Genomic DNA, 17,554 nt, shown 5'->3' on the forward strand with positions numbered 1-17,554 from the left:
AAGGTATGCCCGCAGCCCTTATTCTATCCGGTTAAGTTCCGGTAAATATAGGCAGACGGACGGTAAAAGACGTTCCCTGACCCGCTTCGCTTGTAACCCGGACACTTCCGTTGTGGGCCTCCACATACTGTTTGACCAGAGCCATCCCGAAGCCCAGCCCCGGTTCGGAAGCCGCGGCGGCTGACGGATAAGCGGTCCGGTAAAAGCGCTCGAACAGATGCGGAATCTCGTCGTGTGTAAGGCCGGCTCCGTCGTCTCGGACGGTGACGGTCACTTCCAGATCGTTGACGGTGACCGATACGGAGGCCGACGAACGAGCCAGCCGTACGGCATTCCCGAGCAGATGGCCGAACGCCTGCTCCAGCTTGTGGCGATCGCCGTAAAGGCTGACCTCCCTGGACGGCGAGTAGCGCAGCTCGATGCCGGAGGCGCGCGCTTCCGTCTCCAGGCGGGCGATCAGCGGATCGAGGCTCGCCCGCAGCGAGAACCACTGCCGTTCCAGCTCCAGGTGGCCGGATTCGGCGAGCATGAGCTGCTGCATGTCGTTCACGAGCGCCGACATGCGGCTGACTTCTTCGAAGAGTGCCGCCGCCTTATCGGTCGTCAGTCTCTTCTCTTCGATCTGCGCCTGCTCCAGGCTGGAGCGGAGCACCGTAAGCGGACGCCTGAGCTCCTGGGTCAGATCGGCGACCATGCGCGGCCGCACGGTTTCCATCTGCCTCAGCTTGTCCTCGATGCCCGTAAGCAGGGCATCGGCTTCCGCCGTCCTGGCGTTTATGTCCGTGCCGCCGTTTTCTTTGCCCCGCCTGAAGGAGGGCTCCGATCCGTCTTCTCTCGCAAGAACCGCAAGACGGAAAAGGATACGGTCGAGCACCGCTTGAAGCCGGTTGTCCCCCCGTTTCAGATAGAGGCCGGCTGCAGCTCCGACGAGCAGGGAGCCCGCCAGAACGGCGGCCCAAAACGGCGGCTCCGGATGATGGAATGGCGCGGCGGGCAAGCTATAATAACCCAGAGTCCGGTTGCCGTCCTTAACGGTTCGCAGGTCAATGCGGCCGGCTGCAGGGTCTTCCTTATCGGAAGAAGACGATGCAGCCGCGTCGAAGAGCAGCTTCTGATCGGCATTGTACAGGCGAAGACCGGCTTCTCCGGCCAAGCGCTGCGGGTCTGAATCTTCTTTTAACTGTTTAATTACGGAAGACCAATTTTTATCGACGCCATACATGGCATTTAAATACGAATCCCAGAACAGATGGTTCCGGCTGTTTGCCTTCTGCTGCTCCGTCCAGAGAAAAGCGTACGCTTGTCCGATTAGGATGCAGGCAGTCAGCAGGCCCAGCAGGGAGCCGATCCATACCGGTTTTCTGTGTTGGTTTATCGTCGTTCTCATCTATACCCTCCGCAACTATACCTGCTTTTTTCATTGTAGCACATCGGGATAGCGTTTTGCTTCTTTTCCGGCAGAGCGCTCCGTTTTTTGTAAACAGAAGGATTGACTTTTTTATATACACAACTTAATATTTATATAGTTTAAATAATAACTAGTGAAAATAATTTTTCGAATTTGAAAGGAGGAGACTATCTTCCGTGCTTGATAACGAAGATTACGTAGCCCGGATTTTGCGGGCCACGATGTCCTTTTACCGACGGATCGGGCCTCAGATGTCTCATTTTAAAGAAATGGGGCTGACCGGCCCGCAATTTCACGTGCTGAACTGGATCTCGGAGACAGGGCCGGGTAAAATCACCAAGTTGGCCGAAATGATGGAAGTGAAACCCAGCGCCATTACCGTCATGATCGACCGGATGGAACAGAACAAGCTTGTCGTCCGGCATCACGATGAGAACGACCGCCGTGTCGTCATGGTATCCCTTACGGAACACGGACAGAGCGTTCTTAAAGAAGCGAAGCTTAAATCTTTCGAAGTTATCAAACAGTATTATTCTCGGCTCGACCAGGACGAGCTGGAGTCGCTGATGAAAATTTCCGAGAAGCTACAAAATATCGCCGGAAATGAAGATGACACAAACGGAAAATGCTGCAAATCATAGAGAAACGGAGTTTAAACAATGGGAGAACCACTTAAACTGAAGCAAGACGGGCAAGAAATGACCAAACACCGGGGCATGCTGATAGCGGGTCTGATTATCGCCATGCTTTTCGGAGCCCTGGAAGGAACGATCGTAGGCACGGCTATGCCGCGGATCGTCGGAGAACTCGGCGGTCTCGGTTATATGACATGGCTGACTACCGCCTACATGCTGACTTCCACCGCGGTTGTGCCGATTGCCGGTAAACTGGCCGACCTGCTGGGCCGCCGCGTCGTTTATGTGACAGGACTTATCATATTCATGGTGAGCTCGGCGCTTTGCGGAACGACGGACAGCATGGCCCAGCTTATCGTGTACCGCGGCATCCAAGGTATCGGCGGCGGTATTATGATGCCGATGGCGATGATTATTATCGGGGACTTGTTCACGGGCAAGGAGCGCGCCAAATGGCAGGGCGTTTTCGGCGGCCTCTACGGGCTCGCTTCCGTGATCGGCCCGCAAATCGGCGGCTGGATCGTGGACGGACTCAACTGGAGATGGGTGTTCTACATCAATCTGCCCGTCGGGATTATCGCCGTTATCTTTATCGCCATGGGCCTCAGCAAGCACAAAACACAAGGGCCCGTCAAGTTCGACGTAGCCGGCATGTTCACCATGATTGTCGGGGTCGTCAGTCTCCTGCTCGGTCTCAGCTTCGGGGGCAGCGAGTACCCTTGGCTGTCCTGGCAGATTATCAGCCTGTTCGTTCTGGCCGTTATCGCCATCACCGCTTTCATTATTATCGAATCCCGTACGGAGGAAGCGATCCTTCCGGTGCGATTGTTTAAAAACCGTACGTTCACCGTGCTCAACGGCATCGGCTTCCTGATGAGCATCGGCATGTTCGGCGCCATTATTTTCGTGCCGCTCTTCATGCAGGGGGTTGTCGGTGTCAGCGCCTCGGCGTCCGGCACCATTATGACCCCGATGATGGTTACCATGATCATTGCCAGTATCATCGGCGGGCAGATCGTCTACAAAATCGGGCCGAAAGTCCAGATCAGCATCGGCATGATCGTGATGGCGGCGGGATTCCTTCTGCTGACGACGATGAGCATCGATACGACGAAACTTACCGCTACTTTGATTATGCTCATAATCGGACTTGGCATGGGGCTTGTGATGCCGATCCTAACACTCGTTCTCCAGGAATCGTTCCCGAAATCGGAACTAGGGGTCGTCACATCGTCAAGCCAGTTCTTCCGTTCCATCGGCGGAACGTTCGGGATGACCATCCTCGGGGCGATTATGAATCATAAATCGACCAGCCAGTTGACGGATACGCTTGTCCCCGTGCTGCAAAAGCTGCCCGAGCAGGCCAAAGAACTGACGACCAAATTTACGGAAATGATTCATACGAATCCGCAAGGGCTGTATACGTTCCTGTTCAGCCCGGAAGCCATGAAGGAGATGCCCGCGGAGTTCTTGAAGACCATTGCTCCGATTCTGAAAAATTCGCTCGTCTCTTCTCTGCACTCCGTCTACTTGTTCGCACTGATTTTCATCGTACTGGGAGCCGTGCTGACGGTTGCCGTACCGAAAATCAAACTGACCGAGCGAAAAAAAACGGATCCGGCAGGCAAAGCCGAACCCGCCGCGGAGTAAAACACCAAAAAAACCGGGATCCTTCACATGAGGATCCCGGTTTTTTTGGTGTTTAACGGACGGGGCTGCTAAGCGCTTTTTAAACCCGGGCGGGCCAGTTCAGTTAGATCAGATCAGTTCATTTCAGGTCAGGCTAATTCACACCTGCCTGATTGCACAGGGCAACAGACAGAACCGGCGACCCCGCTTCGCTGCTGCCGCACCGGCTCTTCCGGCCTGCCCGGGCCGCTTCTTACAGCAGCCACCCTTCCTGTACGGGGCTGTCCGGCGGCACGATCGGCTCGATCAGTTGCGGACTGTCATTGCGCACGTTCCCGACCAGCTGCGAAACCGGGTACGCCTCCATCTCTGCGGCTGGATAGGCCCAGAGCAAGGACAGCAGATCGGCGGGATCCTGAACCTGCCGGTCCAGCCAGAAAGCCTCGTCCTCCCGCCGCAAAATAACCGGCATCCGGTCGTGAATATCCGCCACGAGCGGGTTCGGCGCCGTCGTCAGCACAGTGCAGGTGCTGACGCGCCGGCCGTCGGGCGAAAGCCAGGTGTCGTAGAGACCGGCCATCGCAAACAACCCGCCGTCTTTCAGCCGGATTCGCATCGGCTGCTTAAGCCCCCCCTCCCGCTTCCATTCGTAAAAACCGTCAGCCGGAATAAGGCACCGCTTGCGGCGCAGCGGGATGCGGTAAGCGGGTTTGTCCGCCGCCGTTTCCGCGCGGGCGTTCAGCATTTTGGCGCCGACGCTTTCTTCCTTGGCCCACTCCGGAATCAATCCCCACTTCAGCTCGCCGATCCGGTTATTCCGGCCGTCGTTCACGACGGCAAGCACCATCTGACCGGGAGCTACGTTATATTTCGGTCTATGATAAGGAATGCCCGGCGCATCGAAAAGGCCGAAGCGGGCCATAAGCTCCTCTACCGTTACCGTGATCGTATACCGTCCGCACATGGACATTTCCTCCTTATTCACACAAGGTTATGTACAGCCTAATACAACGGCGGGTTGAATTCAAATAAAAACGAAGCCTTCGAGGGACCAAGTTCTGGGTGTCCCCTGCTCCCGGCAGCCTTCCCCACATGCTCATTTATGAATACGATCAAAAATAGGCTGCTGCATTTATGAGCCAGATCAACCGTACCCGCGTCTTTACCGTTTTGTAAAGTCCACTGTATAAGCACCATCGCATTCGCCGCGTACAGCCGGGCCAGATAGTCGCTCGGAACGTTCGCACGGCCGGTTCTTTGTCCAGATAAGAAAAACAGGGGTCGTATAAAATCCCCTCAAACTGCGCACGCAAATCCGCCAAAGGCACATGGACGTTTAACAGGGTCGCAAGCTCCGTTTTATCGGCTGCTGCCTGATCTATAATCATTTCAATGACTTCAGCGGCATTGCGCTGTTGCATAGACTCAAACGCAGGGCAATTTCTTGTTTGAACGAACAGGCATGCCGGTTCACGATTTTTTCCAAAAGGTCGTATTTATCTGTGAGATGACTGTAAAAAGTGGATTTCCGCCTTCCGGTAAGTCAGCCGGCATGTTCGCGCGTTCTTTCGGCTCCGGCGGATTTATCCAGCCCGCCTTCTTCTTCCAGCCAGCCGATAAACAAGGTGGCGAAGTGGGGGTCCCACTGCGTGCCCCTTCCTTCTTTCAAAATGGACAGCGCCTTCTCCGCGGACATGCCTTTGCGGTAGGGGCGGTCCGAGGTCATCGCGTCATAAGCGTCGGCAATGGCAATTACCCGGCCGAAAAGCGGAATATCCAGGCCCTTGAGACCGTCCGGATAGCCCCGGCCGTCAAATCGTTCATGATGGGAACGGACTCCCGGCAGGAACGGAGCCATCAAGCTCTGCGGCTCGATCTGCCGCAGGATTCGTTCTCCCAGCGCGGGGTGCATCTGAATTTGGGCAAACTCGTCGTCCGTGAGCCTCCCCTCTTTTAACAGCACCGTGTCGCTGATTCCGATTTTGCCGATGTCATGCAGCAGCGCCGTTTTGCGCAGTTCCTCCAGGTCGTGTTCGGAAAACCCGGCCAGACTGCCGATCCGGACGGAATAGCCCGCGACCCTTTCGGAGTGTCCAGCCGTGTAAGCGTCTCTGGCATCCAGCGCGGCGGCCAGCGCGGCAAAATAGCCCGAAATCAGTTCGTGGTTGATCCGGTCCCGCTCCCGGAGTCCTTCCACCATGTGGTTAAAGCCCGCCACCAGGCGCGAAAACTCATCGGGATAAAGATCCGGCGCATGAATAGCCAGATTTCCGGCCCGGACTTCTCCCATGACTTTATGGATCTGTCCGATGGGATGCTCGATATCCCGGGAAAGCAGCCAGGCGCCGAGCGAAGCGAACAGAATGCCCATTAGGATAATCATGGCATCCCAGTTCCAGTAATCCATCAGCAAAGACGTATCCTCCCGGACCAGACGAAGCTGAACGGTCAAATAATACAGGAAAAGCGGGAAGGTACCGATCAGAAACGCGCTCCACTGGAACTTTTTCCGGATCGAAAACAACACTCTGCCGTCCAGAGACACCTCCGCGCCGTGCAGCCGCAGAGCAAGATCGTGCGAATGCCGGAGCGCCGGACGGATGGAATAGGCGGTCAGAAAAAATTCGATCATCGCATGCATGCACGCCACAAGCAAAGCGCCGAGCACGGCGAGCGTCAGGTCAAAATAACTGATCTCCAGCAGGCTCATACGGATCGCGCCCACGGCCAGCACGACGGCAGGCAGAACCATTCCGAACAAGTGCGGTCCGAAAATTCGTTTGACCGCCAGCACCGGAAGCTGGTGAAGGCGTATATAAGCTTCCTTTATTTCGTCGAGAGCGGGACTATGTTTGAGAAAAACCGCACGGACCGGCCTCATCTGACGGGCAAATACGGTCAGCTCGGCCCCTATCATCACAAGGAGCGAAACGCCTAAGATAACCAGCATGACGGACATTTCGCGACTCGTCGCCCGCAGTGCGGAATAGATCAGAACGCTGCCTACTCCCAGCACCGCAATGGCGGAGCCGATCAAGTAATTGCGGAGCAGAGCCAACAGAAGCCGCCGGTATGTATATGTTCGCAAAATGCGTCCCCTCTCCCAATCAATGGCATGTTACTCTCTTTTTATTGTACATGAGCTCTTTTATTACGGATGCACGCAAAAGGATCGCTAAACTGGCGAATTTCACTCAAAAATTCCAAATAATTCTCTTCTTGAAAATCGAATATATGTTCGGTATTCTGAATATACTACATAAGAACATACGTTTCCATATCCAAGGAGTGAGACATCATGCAGCCGCCTTTGCAAACCCGTGACGATTCGATGCTCGTTAAGCGGTATGTGCTGCTTCCGGTTCTGTTAGACGTACTGGAAAAAAACATTTCGCTGCTGGAAAGCTCCGGCAAACTTCCAGAGCCGCTGATCGGCCATCTTCGCCTGATCCAAGATCGCGTCACGGCCGACATGGCTTTTTTGCGCAAGCAGTTCCGCCGGCGGGGCATCCGGATTTACGAGGAAAGGCGCACGACAGATGGGTTGAACGTCGCTTACATATGCCGCGGGTATCACCACCGGTTTTCTTTGCTGTGGCGACTGATCCGCGCCGAAGTCGTTACCGCACTGGAGGTGTACCTGGATCCTGCCGCCGGGCCGGACACCGAAAACACCGGGCAGGCAAACATTACCGGTTGTTAACCGAATAAACGTTCGTGTATGGTTAATGATAGACGAGAACATAAGTTCCCTTTGTTCAAATTCATTTTCTCATTCCGACAAAATGGCAGGTGTTTACCGATGACCGCCTTCCCCGAGCAAGGCAAGCGCGTAATCATGCTGGCGGACTGCCAGTCTTTTTACGCATCCGTGGAAAAAGCCGCCCATCCCCAATACCGCGATAAGCCTGTCGTCGTAGCGGGCGATCCCGCCCGCCGTTCCGGCATTATTCTGGCCGCCTGCCCCCTCGCTAAAGCGCACGGCGTCACCACGGCCGAAAGGCTGGGCGAGGCCCTCCGGAAATGTCCCGAGTCCGTAGTCATCCGTCCTCGCATGGAAGAGTACATTAAAGTCTCCATGCAGATTACGGCCATTCTTCAAACGTACACCGATCTCGTGGAGCCGTTCAGCATTGATGAACAGTACCTTGATGTGACGGGGAGCCTGCATCTCTTCGGCACGCCCGTGGAAATCGCCAGAGATATCCAGCAAAAGGTGCTGCAGGAAACCGGTATATGGACGCGGATCGGCATCAGCGAAAATAAAGTGCTCGCTAAAATGGCCTGCGACAATTTCGCTAAGAAAAACCGGGAGGGCATCTACGAGCTGCCCAAAAGCGAAATCGCCAATCTCTGGGAGCTGCCCGTCAGCAAAACGTATCTGATCGGCTCCCGGATGACCCGGCATCTTAACCGCATGGGCATCCTTACCGTCGGCGACTTGGCCGGAACCCAGCTGGCCCGTCTGCGCGCCCGCTGGGGAATCAACGGGGAAGTCATCTGGCGGGTAGCTAACGGCATCGATCCTTCTCCGGTAACCCCTCAGACTCACGAGGGACAGAAGGCCGTCGGCCATCAGATGACGCTGCCCCGCGACTATGCCACGGCCGAAGAAATCAAAGTCGTGCTGCTCGAGCTCTCCGAGCTGGTATGCCAGCGCTGCCGGGCCAAAGGCTGTCAGGGCCAGGTGGTCTCCGTCGGCTGTCAGGGCGCGGATTACGACCATCCGAGCGGTTTTTACCGCCAGATGAAGCTGCCGGACCCGACGCAGCTCACCGATACGGTCTACGAAACGGCCCAGCTGCTGTTCCGCAAGCATTGGGACGGCCTCCCCGTACGCAAGGTCGGAGTCACGCTGGGAGACCTCGTGCCCGATGATCAGTACCAGCTGCTGATGTTCGGAGACGAGGAGCGCAAAATCGCTCTGGAGCGGGCAACCGATACGATCCGGCAGCGGTTCGGAAGCACCGCCATTATGCGTGCGGTTTCCGCCACTCCGGCCGGCCAGGCCAAAGACAGATCCCATAAGATCGGAGGGCATTACAAGTGAAATCTTCTTCGGCCGGTTCCAAGACAGGCAAGAAACTTCAGGGAAACGGCCTGTATGAATCGTCCCGCATGATGCTGCCCGAACACAAGGAAGCCTACCTGCGCCACCAGCGGGAACTGAACCGCCGGGCTCACCCGTCGCTGGAAGACGAAGAGCGCCAGCGCATAGGCAGTCTTCTGGCCCGGGCGAAGACAACAGGGCGGGTGCTTACCCTGACGGTATACGGCCCTTTCGAGGACGAGGAAATAACCGGGATCGTCCGGCGCATCGACCCTCTGAAACAGGAAATCCATCTTGAAGCGCCGGGAAATGTGCGCCGGCTCGCTTTTGACGATATTCTCAAAATCAGCGATTAAAAGCCCGGTTTCCGGGGACAAAGTAAAATCTGGAATAACTGCTCAGAATACTAGGATTAAAGCAAGGCTTTTCGGACAAATCTGCGGCAACAAATGAAAAAGTAAAAAAACCGTCTCTCTTCTTTATCGAAGAATAGGCGGTTTTTTTGTAGATGGGCACGAAAAATAACGGAACCTTCCGTGTCTACTCCTCTGCAGGAGCGGCCTGCTTTTTTTAACGGAACATTCCCCACAGCTTTAATAAATGGAACGTGTTGTTGGGGTCGATTTTTTGGGCGATGACAAAATCGATCAGAGACGACGACTGGGCCTGGGTAAGCGGTTCGCCCAGCACTTTGGAAAACTGGGCGACGAAAGCGGCGACTTTCTGACGGTTTTGCAGATCGTACTTCGTGACCCCTTCCAGCAGTCGTTTAACGCGTTCTTTAATTTCCGGGTTTTTCATTTTCCATTTCACGCGTTCGACCAGAGCCGGATCGATACCATATTGCTGATAGCTCACTTGAACACCTCCCCGTTATCCATCCCTGCTAACATATGTCGGCAGCGGCCCGGATGTGCCTAGATTTTATGGGTGGAAAAGCTTACGGCCCGTACCCCGCGGGATCGCACTCTCGTCTAAGTCTCATTCAGAAAGACGACTCACCGGAATTTCCGACCCCGGTCACCAAACACGGGCCGCCTCACGCAGCAAAGAAGCGATTCGACTACGGCAGGAACAGTGGTCAACCACATGTGACGACGTCAGACCCCGATGCGCCGGAAGCATCACGCGGCACAAAAAAAACCGATCGGCAGCTGCCGGTCGGTTTCTGTCTATCTAAGCCGTTTATCAGTCCATAATATCCCCGTCAAAAATAAGCTCTCGCTGGAGAAAGTCACGAAGCGGAATATACTCCGCCGCCGTCCAAAACTCCGGCCGCGCTACAAGCTCGGCCGCATCGTCACGGGCCAGCTCCATCGTTTCGAAGTCGACCATCATGTCGGCGATCCGGAAGTCGGGCAGGCCGCTCTGCTTCGTGCCGAAGAAATCTCCGGGCCCGCGAAGCTCCAGATCCCGCCGGGCGATTTCGAAGCCGTCCGTCGTATCCGTCATCGCCTGCATCCGCTCCTTGCCGACTTCGGTTTTCGGATCGGCGATCAGGACGCAGAACGACTGGTGCTCCCCGCGTCCGACCCGGCCCCGCAGCTGATGCAGCTGCGACAAGCCGAACCGGTCCGCGTCGTATACGACCATGAGTGTCGCATTCGGCACGTCCACACCGACCTCGATGACCGTGGTGGATACGAGCGTGTGGATTTCGCCGTCCTTGAACCGGTGCATGATCTCGTCCTTCTCGGCCGCGGCCATCCGCCCGTGCAGCAGCCCGACCTTTAGATCGGGGAATGCCTGCTGAAGCTGGACGTGTACGTCTATCGCGTTCTGCACGTCCAGCTTCTCCGACTCCTCGATCAGCGGGCAGATCACGTAAGCCTGGCGGCCCGCATCCGCTTCCCGGCGGATAAAGCCGAGCACCCGGTCGAACATCTCGTGACGCACCCAATACGTTTTGATCGGTTTGCGCCCCTTCGGAAGCTCCCGGAGCGTCGAGACGTCAAGATCGCCGAACGCGGTAATCGCCAGCGTCCGGGGAATCGGCGTCGCCGTCATCGTAAGCACGTCGGGGTTCATCCCTTTGCGCCGCAGAATGCTGCGCTGGTTTACCCCGAACCGGTGCTGCTCGTCGGTGACGACAAGCCCCAGTTTGCGGAAGAAGACGTCTTCCTGGATGAGGGCATGCGTGCCGACCAGAATGTCGAGCATGCCCATTTGCAGGGACGCGAGAAGCTCCCGCCGCTGGCGGGCGGTCGTGCTTCCGGTGAGCAGGGCGACCTGCAGCCCGTAGGGCTCGAACATGGCCGTCAGCGAGCGGTTATGCTGTTCGGCAAGGATCTCCGTCGGCACCATCAGAGCGCCCTGGCAGCCGGCCGTTACCGTCGCGTAGAGCGCCGCCGCGGCGACGACCGTCTTGCCCGCTCCGACATCGCCCTGAAGCAGGCGGTTCATCGTGTAAGGCTCCTGCATGTCCTGCAGGATCTCCGCGATGACCTTCTTCTGCGAGGGCGTCAGCGTGAACGGCAGGCCGCGCACGAAGGCGCGCACCTTCGGGAGATCCACCTGCTGCGCGAGCCCGTCGGCGCGGTTACGCGTGATGGCCCGGAAGGCGTGCATTTTGAGCTGAAACAGGAACAGCTCCTCATACACCATCCGGCGCCGGGCCTCGTTCCCGTCCTCCGTTCCCTGGGGGCGGTGAATGATCTCCATGGCTCTTCTGCGGGGCAGCAAGCGGTATTTGCGCAGCAGTTCCGCCGGCACGATCTCGCTTACCATGGCGCTGTACTGAGTAAGAGCCTGAGCCGTCGCCTTGCGCATAAAATGCTGAGTAAGGGAGCCTCCAACGGAATAGACCGGCTGCAAAGTGCCGGTCTTGGAAGTTCCCCTATCGGGAAATTCGGAATCCGAAACCGTCATCTGATGACGGCGCTGGTCCCACTTGCCCGTCAGGACAATTTCACGCCCGGGAGCAAGCTGGTCTTTCAGGAACGGCCGGTTAAACCAGACGGCGGTAACAAAAAAGTGGTCAATGACCACTTTGCAGCTAAGCCTGTTTTTGCGGCCGTATCTTTGCAGGACAGGCTCGGACATGATCTTGCCCTGCACGGTAATTTTCTCTCCGTCTTTGACCTGGGTCAAATCGCGGATGGAATAATCTTCGTAGCGGAACGGGTAGTACTCGAGCAGATGAGCAACACGGGTAATGCCAAGAGCCTGCAGTTCTTCGGCCTTCTGTCCGCCGATTCCGCGGACTTCCGTAACCGGAATTTCGTTAAGTTCCATGTCAGGCCGGACTCACGAATGCAGCTACGGTTCCCGGTCCCGCATGGGTTCCGATAACCGGACCTATGGTGATATACTGCATGCTCTTGATCGTAAAGTTCTGCTCGATAAGGCGGTACAGCTCTTCCGCCGCTTCCGTGTTGTTCGCGTGTGCCACGCTGATGTGAATGTCCCCGCCGGGAATGTCCCGTCGCATCATTTCGATGATCCGGGCCATCGCCTTCTTCTGCCCGCGCACTTTATCCACCGAAGCGATTTCTCCCTCGGGATCTACGGACAGAATCGGCTTAATGTTGAGCAAGGAACCGATCAAAGCGGACGCTTTGCCGATTCTGCCCCCTTTTTGCAAATATTCGAGCGTGTCGACGAGGAAGTAGATGACGAACGATTCGCGGATTTTCCGCACGATCTCCACGCATTCTTCCAGGCTTTTGCCTTCCCGGGCCGCTTCTGCGGCGGCCACGACAAGGGCGCCGATTCCGTAACACGCCGTTTTGGAATCAATCACTTGTACGCGGTCTTCCTCGTCCAGCATCGACTTGGCCAGCAGGGCGGATTGGTACGTTCCGCTCATGGCAGACGACAGATGGATGGACAAAATTGTGACCTCGGGATCTTCGGCCAGCAGTTTCTCATAGAGCGCAAGAAACTCCGCGGGCGAAGGCTGAGAGGTTGTCGGCATGCTGTGAGCGGCGACCAGCTTATGATAAAACTGCTCCGCATCCAGGGTAACCGCATCCAGATAAGTTTCTCCGTCGAGGTGGATTTTGAGCGGAACCATTTCAATACCGAGTTTTTCACGGGTAGCTTTCGGAATATCCGACGTGCTGTCCGTTACAATACGAACACGGCTCATATGCAAACCCCTCTCTTACTCTACGGAAAATATATAGGCGTACAGCGGCTGTCCGCCCGGATGAAGCTCGATCTCCACATTCGGATACTGGGCTTCGATATAAGCGGTAAGCTGCTCCGTCTGCTCGTCGCCGGCATCCTCGCCCGTCAGGATCGTCACGATCTCGGCTTCGCGGATCATATGATCCAGAAGCTTCCGGCTCGCTTCGACAAGCTCCGGTTCGGATACGACGATTTTGCCGTCCTCAATGCCGATAAAATGGCCCTCTTTGATTTCGATGCCGTCGATGGACGTATCGCGAACCGCAAAGGTAACCTGACCGGAACGAACGCCTCGAATCGCTTCATTCATGGTTTGTTCGTTGACGTCGGCGCCTGCTTTTTCTTGGAATGCCAGAATGGAGGCCAAGCCCTGCGGAATCGACTTCGTCGGGATGACGATAATCCGCTTGTCTTCCACAAGATCCTGCGCCTGCTTCGCGGCCATGATGATATTGGAGTTATTGGGCAGAATAAACACGGTTTCCGCATCGATCTGCTCAATCGCCTTCACAACGTCTTCCGTGCTCGGGTTCATCGTCTGTCCGCCGGACAAAACGACATCCACGCCTACGCTTGTGAAAATCTCCGTAATGCCCTGGCCCAGAGCCACGGCCACGAATCCGTACGGCTTGAGTTCTTTGGCGGCCGGCACCACCGAGCGCTGCGCTTCCTCTTCGGCGGCACGCTCGTAAACCTCAGCCGCTTCTTCCAGGATATGCGAATGCTGATCGCGCATGTTCTCGATTTTGATCCGGGTCAGATCTCCGTATTCCATGGCCAGATTCATGACTTGTCCGGGATATTCCGCATGAATATGAACTTTGACAAGCTCATCGTCCGCCACGACAAGCAGCGAATCCCCATGCTTGCCCAGTTGGCTGCGGAAATTAATTTCGTTGAATTCGAGGCCTTTCGTCTTGCCGGGAACGACCTTCAGCAAAAACTCGGTACAGTAGCCGAATTCGATGTCATCCGTAGACATATGAAGCTGTGCGGGACCCGTGCGGTCCATGTGATGGGCCTCGGGAGCGAGCTGGAGCGTTGCAATGTCCTTGTCCTTGGCGGTCTGTCCCAGTACGGGCGCATCCGCAACGATAAAGGAGGACGTATCCTCCTGCTGCTCGCCGTTCAGTGCGGAAACGAATCCTTCGTAAATGCAGACCAGGCCCTGTCCGCCCGCGTCGACTACACCTACCTGTTTGAGGACAGGAAGCATGTCCGGCGTTTTGGACAAGGTTTCGCTCGCCTGCTTCAGCACCTCTTCCACGAGCTCCGTGACGTCCGCACAGCGTCTTGCCGAGGCGACGGCATGCTTCGCCGCCTCCTTGGAAACGGTCAGTACGGTGCCTTCCACGGGCTTGACGACCGCTTTATACGCGGTGTCCACGCCCTGCTGCAGAGCCGCGGCAAACTGCTGCACATCGACCGCTTCCATATCATGCGTATACTTGGCGAAGCCTCGGAAAAGCTGAGACAGAATCACGCCTGAGTTGCCCCGCGCACCCATCAGCAATCCCTTGGACAAAGCTTCCGCCGCTTTACCGATATGTGCGGATGGCTTGCGTTTCAGTTCCTCTACGCCCGACGTAAGCGTCAGGTTCATATTCGTTCCGGTATCTCCGTCAGGGACCGGGAAAACGTTCAAACCGTTCACCCTGTCCACATTTCTGCGAAGGTTGTCAGCTCCAGCAAACACCATCTGCATAAAATCATTTCCATTTATTGTGTTAAAGCGCTTACTCAATGGTATTCTCCTTCCTGATTACCGGGATACCCTAACCCCTTGAACGAATATGTGAACTTCATCTACATGCAGACCCACTACTTCATTTAATACATACTTCACTTTGGTCTGGACGTTGTGCGCCACCACGGATATTTTGGTTCCGTAACTTACAATAATGTATAGATCAATCTCTACGCGGTCCTGTTCGCGGCGTACTTCCACACCCCGTCCCAGATTATCCCGTCCGAGCAATTCTGCAATGCCATCTTTTAATTGTTTGCGCGAAGCCATACCGACCAGACCGTAACAATCCAATGCGGCGGAACCCGCAAGTACGGCGATCACTTCATCGGTTACATGAATTTTACCTAATTCGTTGCTTACCTCGATTGGCATGAAAATACCAACTCCTTCAAAAAGGGTCAATAGGACTAATCCTCATTGTACTATAACCTATGGAATAAATAAATGACAAAAATGGCGCCTATTCGTTGACTATCTCTTTTTCGCTGTGCTATTATATTTAAGTGTGTTTATTGAATGCGGTAGAACGAAGCAAACCGATGCCCTGAACTTAAACAGGCCGACGAGCCACATGCTAACAAAAGCTGCCTTGCTGTGTGTTAGGTTTAGGCTTGCCATGCTGGCAGTTTCGTATACTTATAAGGAGGTGTCATTCATGTCTCGCAAATGCTATATTACTGGCAAATCCCCGAAATCCGGAAACCATGTTTCCCACGCGAACAACAAAAACAAGCGTACATGGGGCGTTAACGTACAAAAAGTACGCATCCTGGTGGACGGCAAACCGAAGCGCGTTTACGTCAGCACCCGTGCCCTGAAATCCGGCAAAGTGGAACGCGTATAACGATCGCTGTAGCGAAAGACAAAAAGCACCGTAACGGGTGCTTTTTTTCGTGCCTTTTAACAGGCGCAACGGCTGCAGCTATTAATTTTTGCTGAACGTGTTCAGTACGGCCTTGACAAAACCGCCCAAAAATTTCGGCAGCTTGACTGTGTAGAATTTCATCCTCTACCCCTCCTTCATGATTGCCGGCAAACCGCTCTCATCGATTCCAGTATATTCGCACATGCCCGAAAATGTGCTTGCCCCCGAAAACGAATACGCGGCTTTCACTCCCCTGCTGCGTGGGCATCCTGGCATCCTTTTATCCCATAAAAAAAAGGTTACAAGAATGCTTAAATTCTCGTAACCAAGTGTATGCCCCCGCCGGGGGATTTATGACACGTCCGTTCTGCAGCGGCCGCCGGACAAATGCGGCGGGCTTTAATTTCCCGCGGATTCGCGGATCAGGCGGATCGCTTCCGCGCGGTCGGGCCGGCCGAACACCGCATTGCCGGCAACCGCCATGGTAGCGCCTGCCTCAGCGACCAGCGGTGCGGTCTTTTCGTTGATTCCGCCGTCCACTTCGATCTCCACGTGATCCAGTCCACGTTCCCGGAGCTTGCCGCGAAGGTCGCGGATTTTGGAAAGCATGCCCGGTATAAAGGACTGCCCTCCGAAGCCCGGGTTAACGGTCATGATGAGGACCAGGTCCAAATAGTCTTCCAGCACATGTTCGATAGCGGACAAAGGAGTGGCGGGATTCAGGACGACTCCGGCCTTGACCCCGTGCTCCTTGATCTGATGAAGCGTGCGGTGAAGGTGAGGACACGTCTCCACATGCACGGAGATCAAATCTGCGCCCGCTTTGGCGAAGTCTGCGATATATCTTTCGGGCTGCTCGATCATCAGGTGTACATCGAGCGTTAGCGACGTATGAGGCCGGATCGCGGATACGATAGGAGGGCCCAGCGTGATATTCGGCACGAAGTGACCGTCCATGACGTCGACATGTATCCAGTCGGCGCCCGCTTTCTCAACCTCGCGAATTTCTTCACCAAGCTTGGCGAAGTCGGCGGACAGAATGGATGGAGCTATGCGCAGCATCTTAGTACCTCCTCTTTTTCTCTTTCATTTCTTGCAAAAACTGCAAATAATGCTCGTAACGGCTTGCGGCGATTTCTCCCTGCTCCACGGCGTCGCGGACTTTGCAGCCCGGTTCGTGAAGATGCAGGCAGCCCCGGAACTTGCACGTTTCGGCATAAGACTGGAATTCGCGGAAGCAGGACCCGAGGTCTTCGGCTTCCAGTTCGACAAAGTCAAGCTGACTGAAGCCCGGCGTGTCCGCGACATATCCGCCCTTGGCGAGCGGAATCAATTCCACATGCCGCGTCGTATGCTTTCCCCGGCCCAGCCGGTGGCTGATCTCGTTGGTCTGAAGATCCAGACCCGCTACGATCGCATTCAGCATGGACGACTTGCCGACCCCGGACTGCCCGGCGAATACGCTGATTTTGCCGTCCAGGTATTCCGCAACCTGGTCGACGCCTTCACCCTGCCGCGAGCTCGTCAGCATGACGGGGTAACCGATCTTGCGGTACAGCTCGACCGCGTCGGTAAGCCAGCCGGGCATGGGCGGAGCGACAAGGCCGGCGGAAGCGGATGAAGCCGTTAGTTGGACAGCTTCGCCCTCTTCCGCACTTTCAGCGGCACTTTTTTCAGAAGAGTCATCCGCAAGATCAACCAGATCCGCTTTGGTCAAGCAAATAGCCGCATGCAGTCCCGTATTCTCGATGTGGACGAGAAACTTATCCAGCAGTTGCAGGTTCAGATCCGGCTCCACAACCGAGAAGACGAGCATGGCCGTGTCCACGTTCGCGATGGGCGGGCGAATCATTTCGGATGTCCGCGGGTCGATCTCCGTCACCGTTCCTTCGCCGTTCTCCGTCGCTTCGTACTTTATCCGGTCTCCGACCAGCGGTGAAATCCCTCTTTTCTTGAAAACGCCTCTGGCCCTGCACTGCACGAGAGAATCGGAGCCGAGCCGGCTTCCCTCCGGTAGGACATAGTAGTACCCGCTGAGCGCTTTTACGATCAAACCTTGGGGCATTGCGGATCTCGTCCTCCTTTT

The 17,554-nt window shown here is 55.7% G+C and carries 17 protein-coding genes; 6 read left to right on the top strand and 11 right to left on the bottom strand.

Annotated elements, in window-relative coordinates; all coding sequences use genetic code 11:
• Window positions 1-31: 31 nt before the first annotated feature.
• Window positions 32-1,387, bottom strand: coding sequence for a sensor histidine kinase (locus HMPREF1207_RS03890; protein ID WP_009673017.1), 1,356 nt, complete (start codon window positions 1,385-1,387; stop codon window positions 32-34).
• 197 nt (window positions 1,388-1,584) lie between these two features.
• On the opposite strand from HMPREF1207_RS03890, the gene HMPREF1207_RS03895 reads away from it, so the two are divergent.
• Window positions 1,585-2,049, top strand: coding sequence for a MarR family winged helix-turn-helix transcriptional regulator (locus tag HMPREF1207_RS03895; RefSeq protein WP_009673009.1), 465 nt, complete (start codon window positions 1,585-1,587; stop codon window positions 2,047-2,049).
• Between the two features lie 18 nt (window positions 2,050-2,067).
• Window positions 2,068-3,693: an MDR family MFS transporter gene (locus HMPREF1207_RS03900; protein WP_009673014.1), complete on the top strand. Its 1,626-nt coding sequence runs from the start codon at window positions 2,068-2,070 to the stop codon at window positions 3,691-3,693.
• A gap of 232 nt (window positions 3,694-3,925) precedes the next feature.
• On the opposite strand, the gene HMPREF1207_RS03905 is transcribed toward HMPREF1207_RS03900, so the two are convergent.
• Together HMPREF1207_RS03905 and HMPREF1207_RS03915 are read right to left on the bottom strand one after the other, a co-directional pair.
• Window positions 3,926-4,636, bottom strand: a complete 711-nt coding sequence (locus HMPREF1207_RS03905; protein ID WP_009672592.1) for an SOS response-associated peptidase — start codon at window positions 4,634-4,636, stop codon at window positions 3,926-3,928.
• A gap of 579 nt (window positions 4,637-5,215) precedes the next feature.
• Entirely contained in the window at window positions 5,216-6,760 is a 1,545-nt protein-coding gene (locus tag HMPREF1207_RS03915) for an HD domain-containing phosphohydrolase (protein ID WP_016423458.1), read from the bottom strand.
• Window positions 6,761-6,970: 210 nt separating this feature from the next.
• Here HMPREF1207_RS03915 and HMPREF1207_RS03925 point away from each other — a divergent pair, with 210 nt between their 5' ends.
• The 3 genes from HMPREF1207_RS03925 (at window position 6,971) to HMPREF1207_RS03935 (ending at window position 9,078) form a co-directional block, all read left to right on the top strand.
• Complete coding sequence (locus tag HMPREF1207_RS03925) at window positions 6,971-7,375, top strand: hypothetical protein (RefSeq protein WP_009672602.1); 405 nt, start codon at window positions 6,971-6,973, stop codon at window positions 7,373-7,375.
• Window positions 7,376-7,474: 99 nt separating this feature from the next.
• Window positions 7,475-8,722, top strand: a complete 1,248-nt coding sequence (locus HMPREF1207_RS03930) for a DNA polymerase IV (RefSeq protein WP_009672594.1) — start codon at window positions 7,475-7,477, stop codon at window positions 8,720-8,722.
• Entirely contained in the window at window positions 8,719-9,078 is a 360-nt protein-coding gene (locus HMPREF1207_RS03935) for a YolD-like family protein (RefSeq protein WP_009672590.1), read from the top strand. Before HMPREF1207_RS03930 ends, HMPREF1207_RS03935 begins: the two co-directional genes overlap by 4 nt.
• Window positions 9,079-9,292: 214 nt before the next feature.
• Here the strand turns inward: HMPREF1207_RS03935 and HMPREF1207_RS03940 are convergent, their stop codons facing one another.
• The 5 genes from HMPREF1207_RS03940 to HMPREF1207_RS03960 form a co-directional block, all read right to left on the bottom strand.
• Window positions 9,293-9,580 carry a stage VI sporulation protein F gene (locus tag HMPREF1207_RS03940; RefSeq protein WP_009672620.1) on the bottom strand — a complete coding sequence of 96 codons (288 nt, stop codon included), beginning with the start codon at window positions 9,578-9,580 and terminating at the stop codon, window positions 9,293-9,295.
• Between the two features lie 330 nt (window positions 9,581-9,910).
• Window positions 9,911-11,956, bottom strand: coding sequence for an ATP-dependent DNA helicase RecG (recG, locus tag HMPREF1207_RS03945; protein ID WP_009672599.1), 2,046 nt, complete (start codon window positions 11,954-11,956; stop codon window positions 9,911-9,913).
• 1 nt (window position 11,957) lies between these two features.
• A complete protein-coding gene (locus tag HMPREF1207_RS03950; RefSeq protein ID WP_009672634.1) occupies window positions 11,958-12,812 on the bottom strand; it encodes a DegV family protein in 855 nt (284 codons plus the stop codon).
• A gap of 15 nt (window positions 12,813-12,827) precedes the next feature.
• Window positions 12,828-14,597: a DAK2 domain-containing protein gene (locus tag HMPREF1207_RS03955; protein ID WP_009672595.1), complete on the bottom strand. Its 1,770-nt coding sequence runs from the start codon at window positions 14,595-14,597 to the stop codon at window positions 12,828-12,830.
• Window positions 14,598-14,615: 18 nt separating this feature from the next.
• The gene (locus tag HMPREF1207_RS03960; RefSeq protein ID WP_009672588.1) at window positions 14,616-14,975 is read right to left on the bottom strand and encodes an Asp23/Gls24 family envelope stress response protein; all 360 of its coding nucleotides are present in this window, start codon (window positions 14,973-14,975) and stop codon (window positions 14,616-14,618) included.
• Between the two features lie 283 nt (window positions 14,976-15,258).
• On the opposite strand from HMPREF1207_RS03960, the gene rpmB reads away from it, so the two are divergent.
• A complete protein-coding gene (rpmB, locus tag HMPREF1207_RS03965) occupies window positions 15,259-15,447 on the top strand; it encodes a 50S ribosomal protein L28 (RefSeq protein WP_009672666.1) in 189 nt (62 codons plus the stop codon).
• An 81-nt stretch (window positions 15,448-15,528) separates the two neighbouring features.
• On the opposite strand, the gene spoVM is transcribed toward rpmB, so the two are convergent.
• From spoVM to rsgA, 3 genes are all read right to left on the bottom strand, one after another.
• Window positions 15,529-15,609, bottom strand: a complete 81-nt coding sequence (gene spoVM / locus HMPREF1207_RS03970; protein WP_036739476.1) for a stage V sporulation protein SpoVM — start codon at window positions 15,607-15,609, stop codon at window positions 15,529-15,531.
• A 258-nt stretch (window positions 15,610-15,867) separates the two neighbouring features.
• Window positions 15,868-16,530, bottom strand: coding sequence for a ribulose-phosphate 3-epimerase (gene rpe, locus HMPREF1207_RS03975; RefSeq protein WP_009672633.1), 663 nt, complete (start codon window positions 16,528-16,530; stop codon window positions 15,868-15,870).
• Window position 16,531: 1 nt separating this feature from the next.
• Window positions 16,532-17,533, bottom strand: coding sequence for a ribosome small subunit-dependent GTPase A (gene rsgA / locus HMPREF1207_RS03980; RefSeq protein WP_009672649.1), 1,002 nt, complete (start codon window positions 17,531-17,533; stop codon window positions 16,532-16,534).
• Between the last annotated feature and the right edge of the window lie 21 nt (window positions 17,534-17,554).

Origin of the sequence: Paenibacillus sp. HGH0039, assembly GCF_000411255.1 — a bacterium.
In the GTDB taxonomy this organism is placed as follows: Bacteria; Bacillota; Bacilli; order Paenibacillales; family NBRC-103111; genus Paenibacillus_F.

What these genes read in the sequence shown, in the direction of transcription:
- HMPREF1207_RS03890 (WP_009673017.1), bottom strand. Translation starts at nt 1,387, where the DNA reads ATGAGAACGACGATAAACCAACACAGAAAACCGGTATGGATCGGCTCC.
- HMPREF1207_RS03900 (WP_009673014.1), top strand. Translation starts at nt 2,068, where the DNA reads ATGGGAGAACCACTTAAACTGAAGCAAGACGGGCAAGAAATGACCAAA.
- HMPREF1207_RS03905 (WP_009672592.1), bottom strand. Translation starts at nt 4,636, where the DNA reads ATGTGCGGACGGTATACGATCACGGTAACGGTAGAGGAGCTTATGGCC.
- HMPREF1207_RS03925 (WP_009672602.1), top strand. Translation starts at nt 6,971, where the DNA reads ATGCAGCCGCCTTTGCAAACCCGTGACGATTCGATGCTCGTTAAGCGG.
- HMPREF1207_RS03930 (WP_009672594.1), top strand. Translation starts at nt 7,475, where the DNA reads ATGACCGCCTTCCCCGAGCAAGGCAAGCGCGTAATCATGCTGGCGGAC.
- recG (WP_009672599.1), bottom strand. Translation starts at nt 11,956, where the DNA reads ATGGAACTTAACGAAATTCCGGTTACGGAAGTCCGCGGAATCGGCGGA.
- HMPREF1207_RS03950 (WP_009672634.1), bottom strand. Translation starts at nt 12,812, where the DNA reads ATGAGCCGTGTTCGTATTGTAACGGACAGCACGTCGGATATTCCGAAA.
- HMPREF1207_RS03960 (WP_009672588.1), bottom strand. Translation starts at nt 14,975, where the DNA reads ATGCCAATCGAGGTAAGCAACGAATTAGGTAAAATTCATGTAACCGAT.
- rpmB (WP_009672666.1), top strand. Translation starts at nt 15,259, where the DNA reads ATGTCTCGCAAATGCTATATTACTGGCAAATCCCCGAAATCCGGAAAC.
- spoVM (WP_036739476.1), bottom strand. Translation starts at nt 15,609, where the DNA reads ATGAAATTCTACACAGTCAAGCTGCCGAAATTTTTGGGCGGTTTTGTC.
- rpe (WP_009672633.1), bottom strand. Translation starts at nt 16,530, where the DNA reads ATGCTGCGCATAGCTCCATCCATTCTGTCCGCCGACTTCGCCAAGCTT.
- rsgA (WP_009672649.1), bottom strand. Translation starts at nt 17,533, where the DNA reads ATGCCCCAAGGTTTGATCGTAAAAGCGCTCAGCGGGTACTACTATGTC.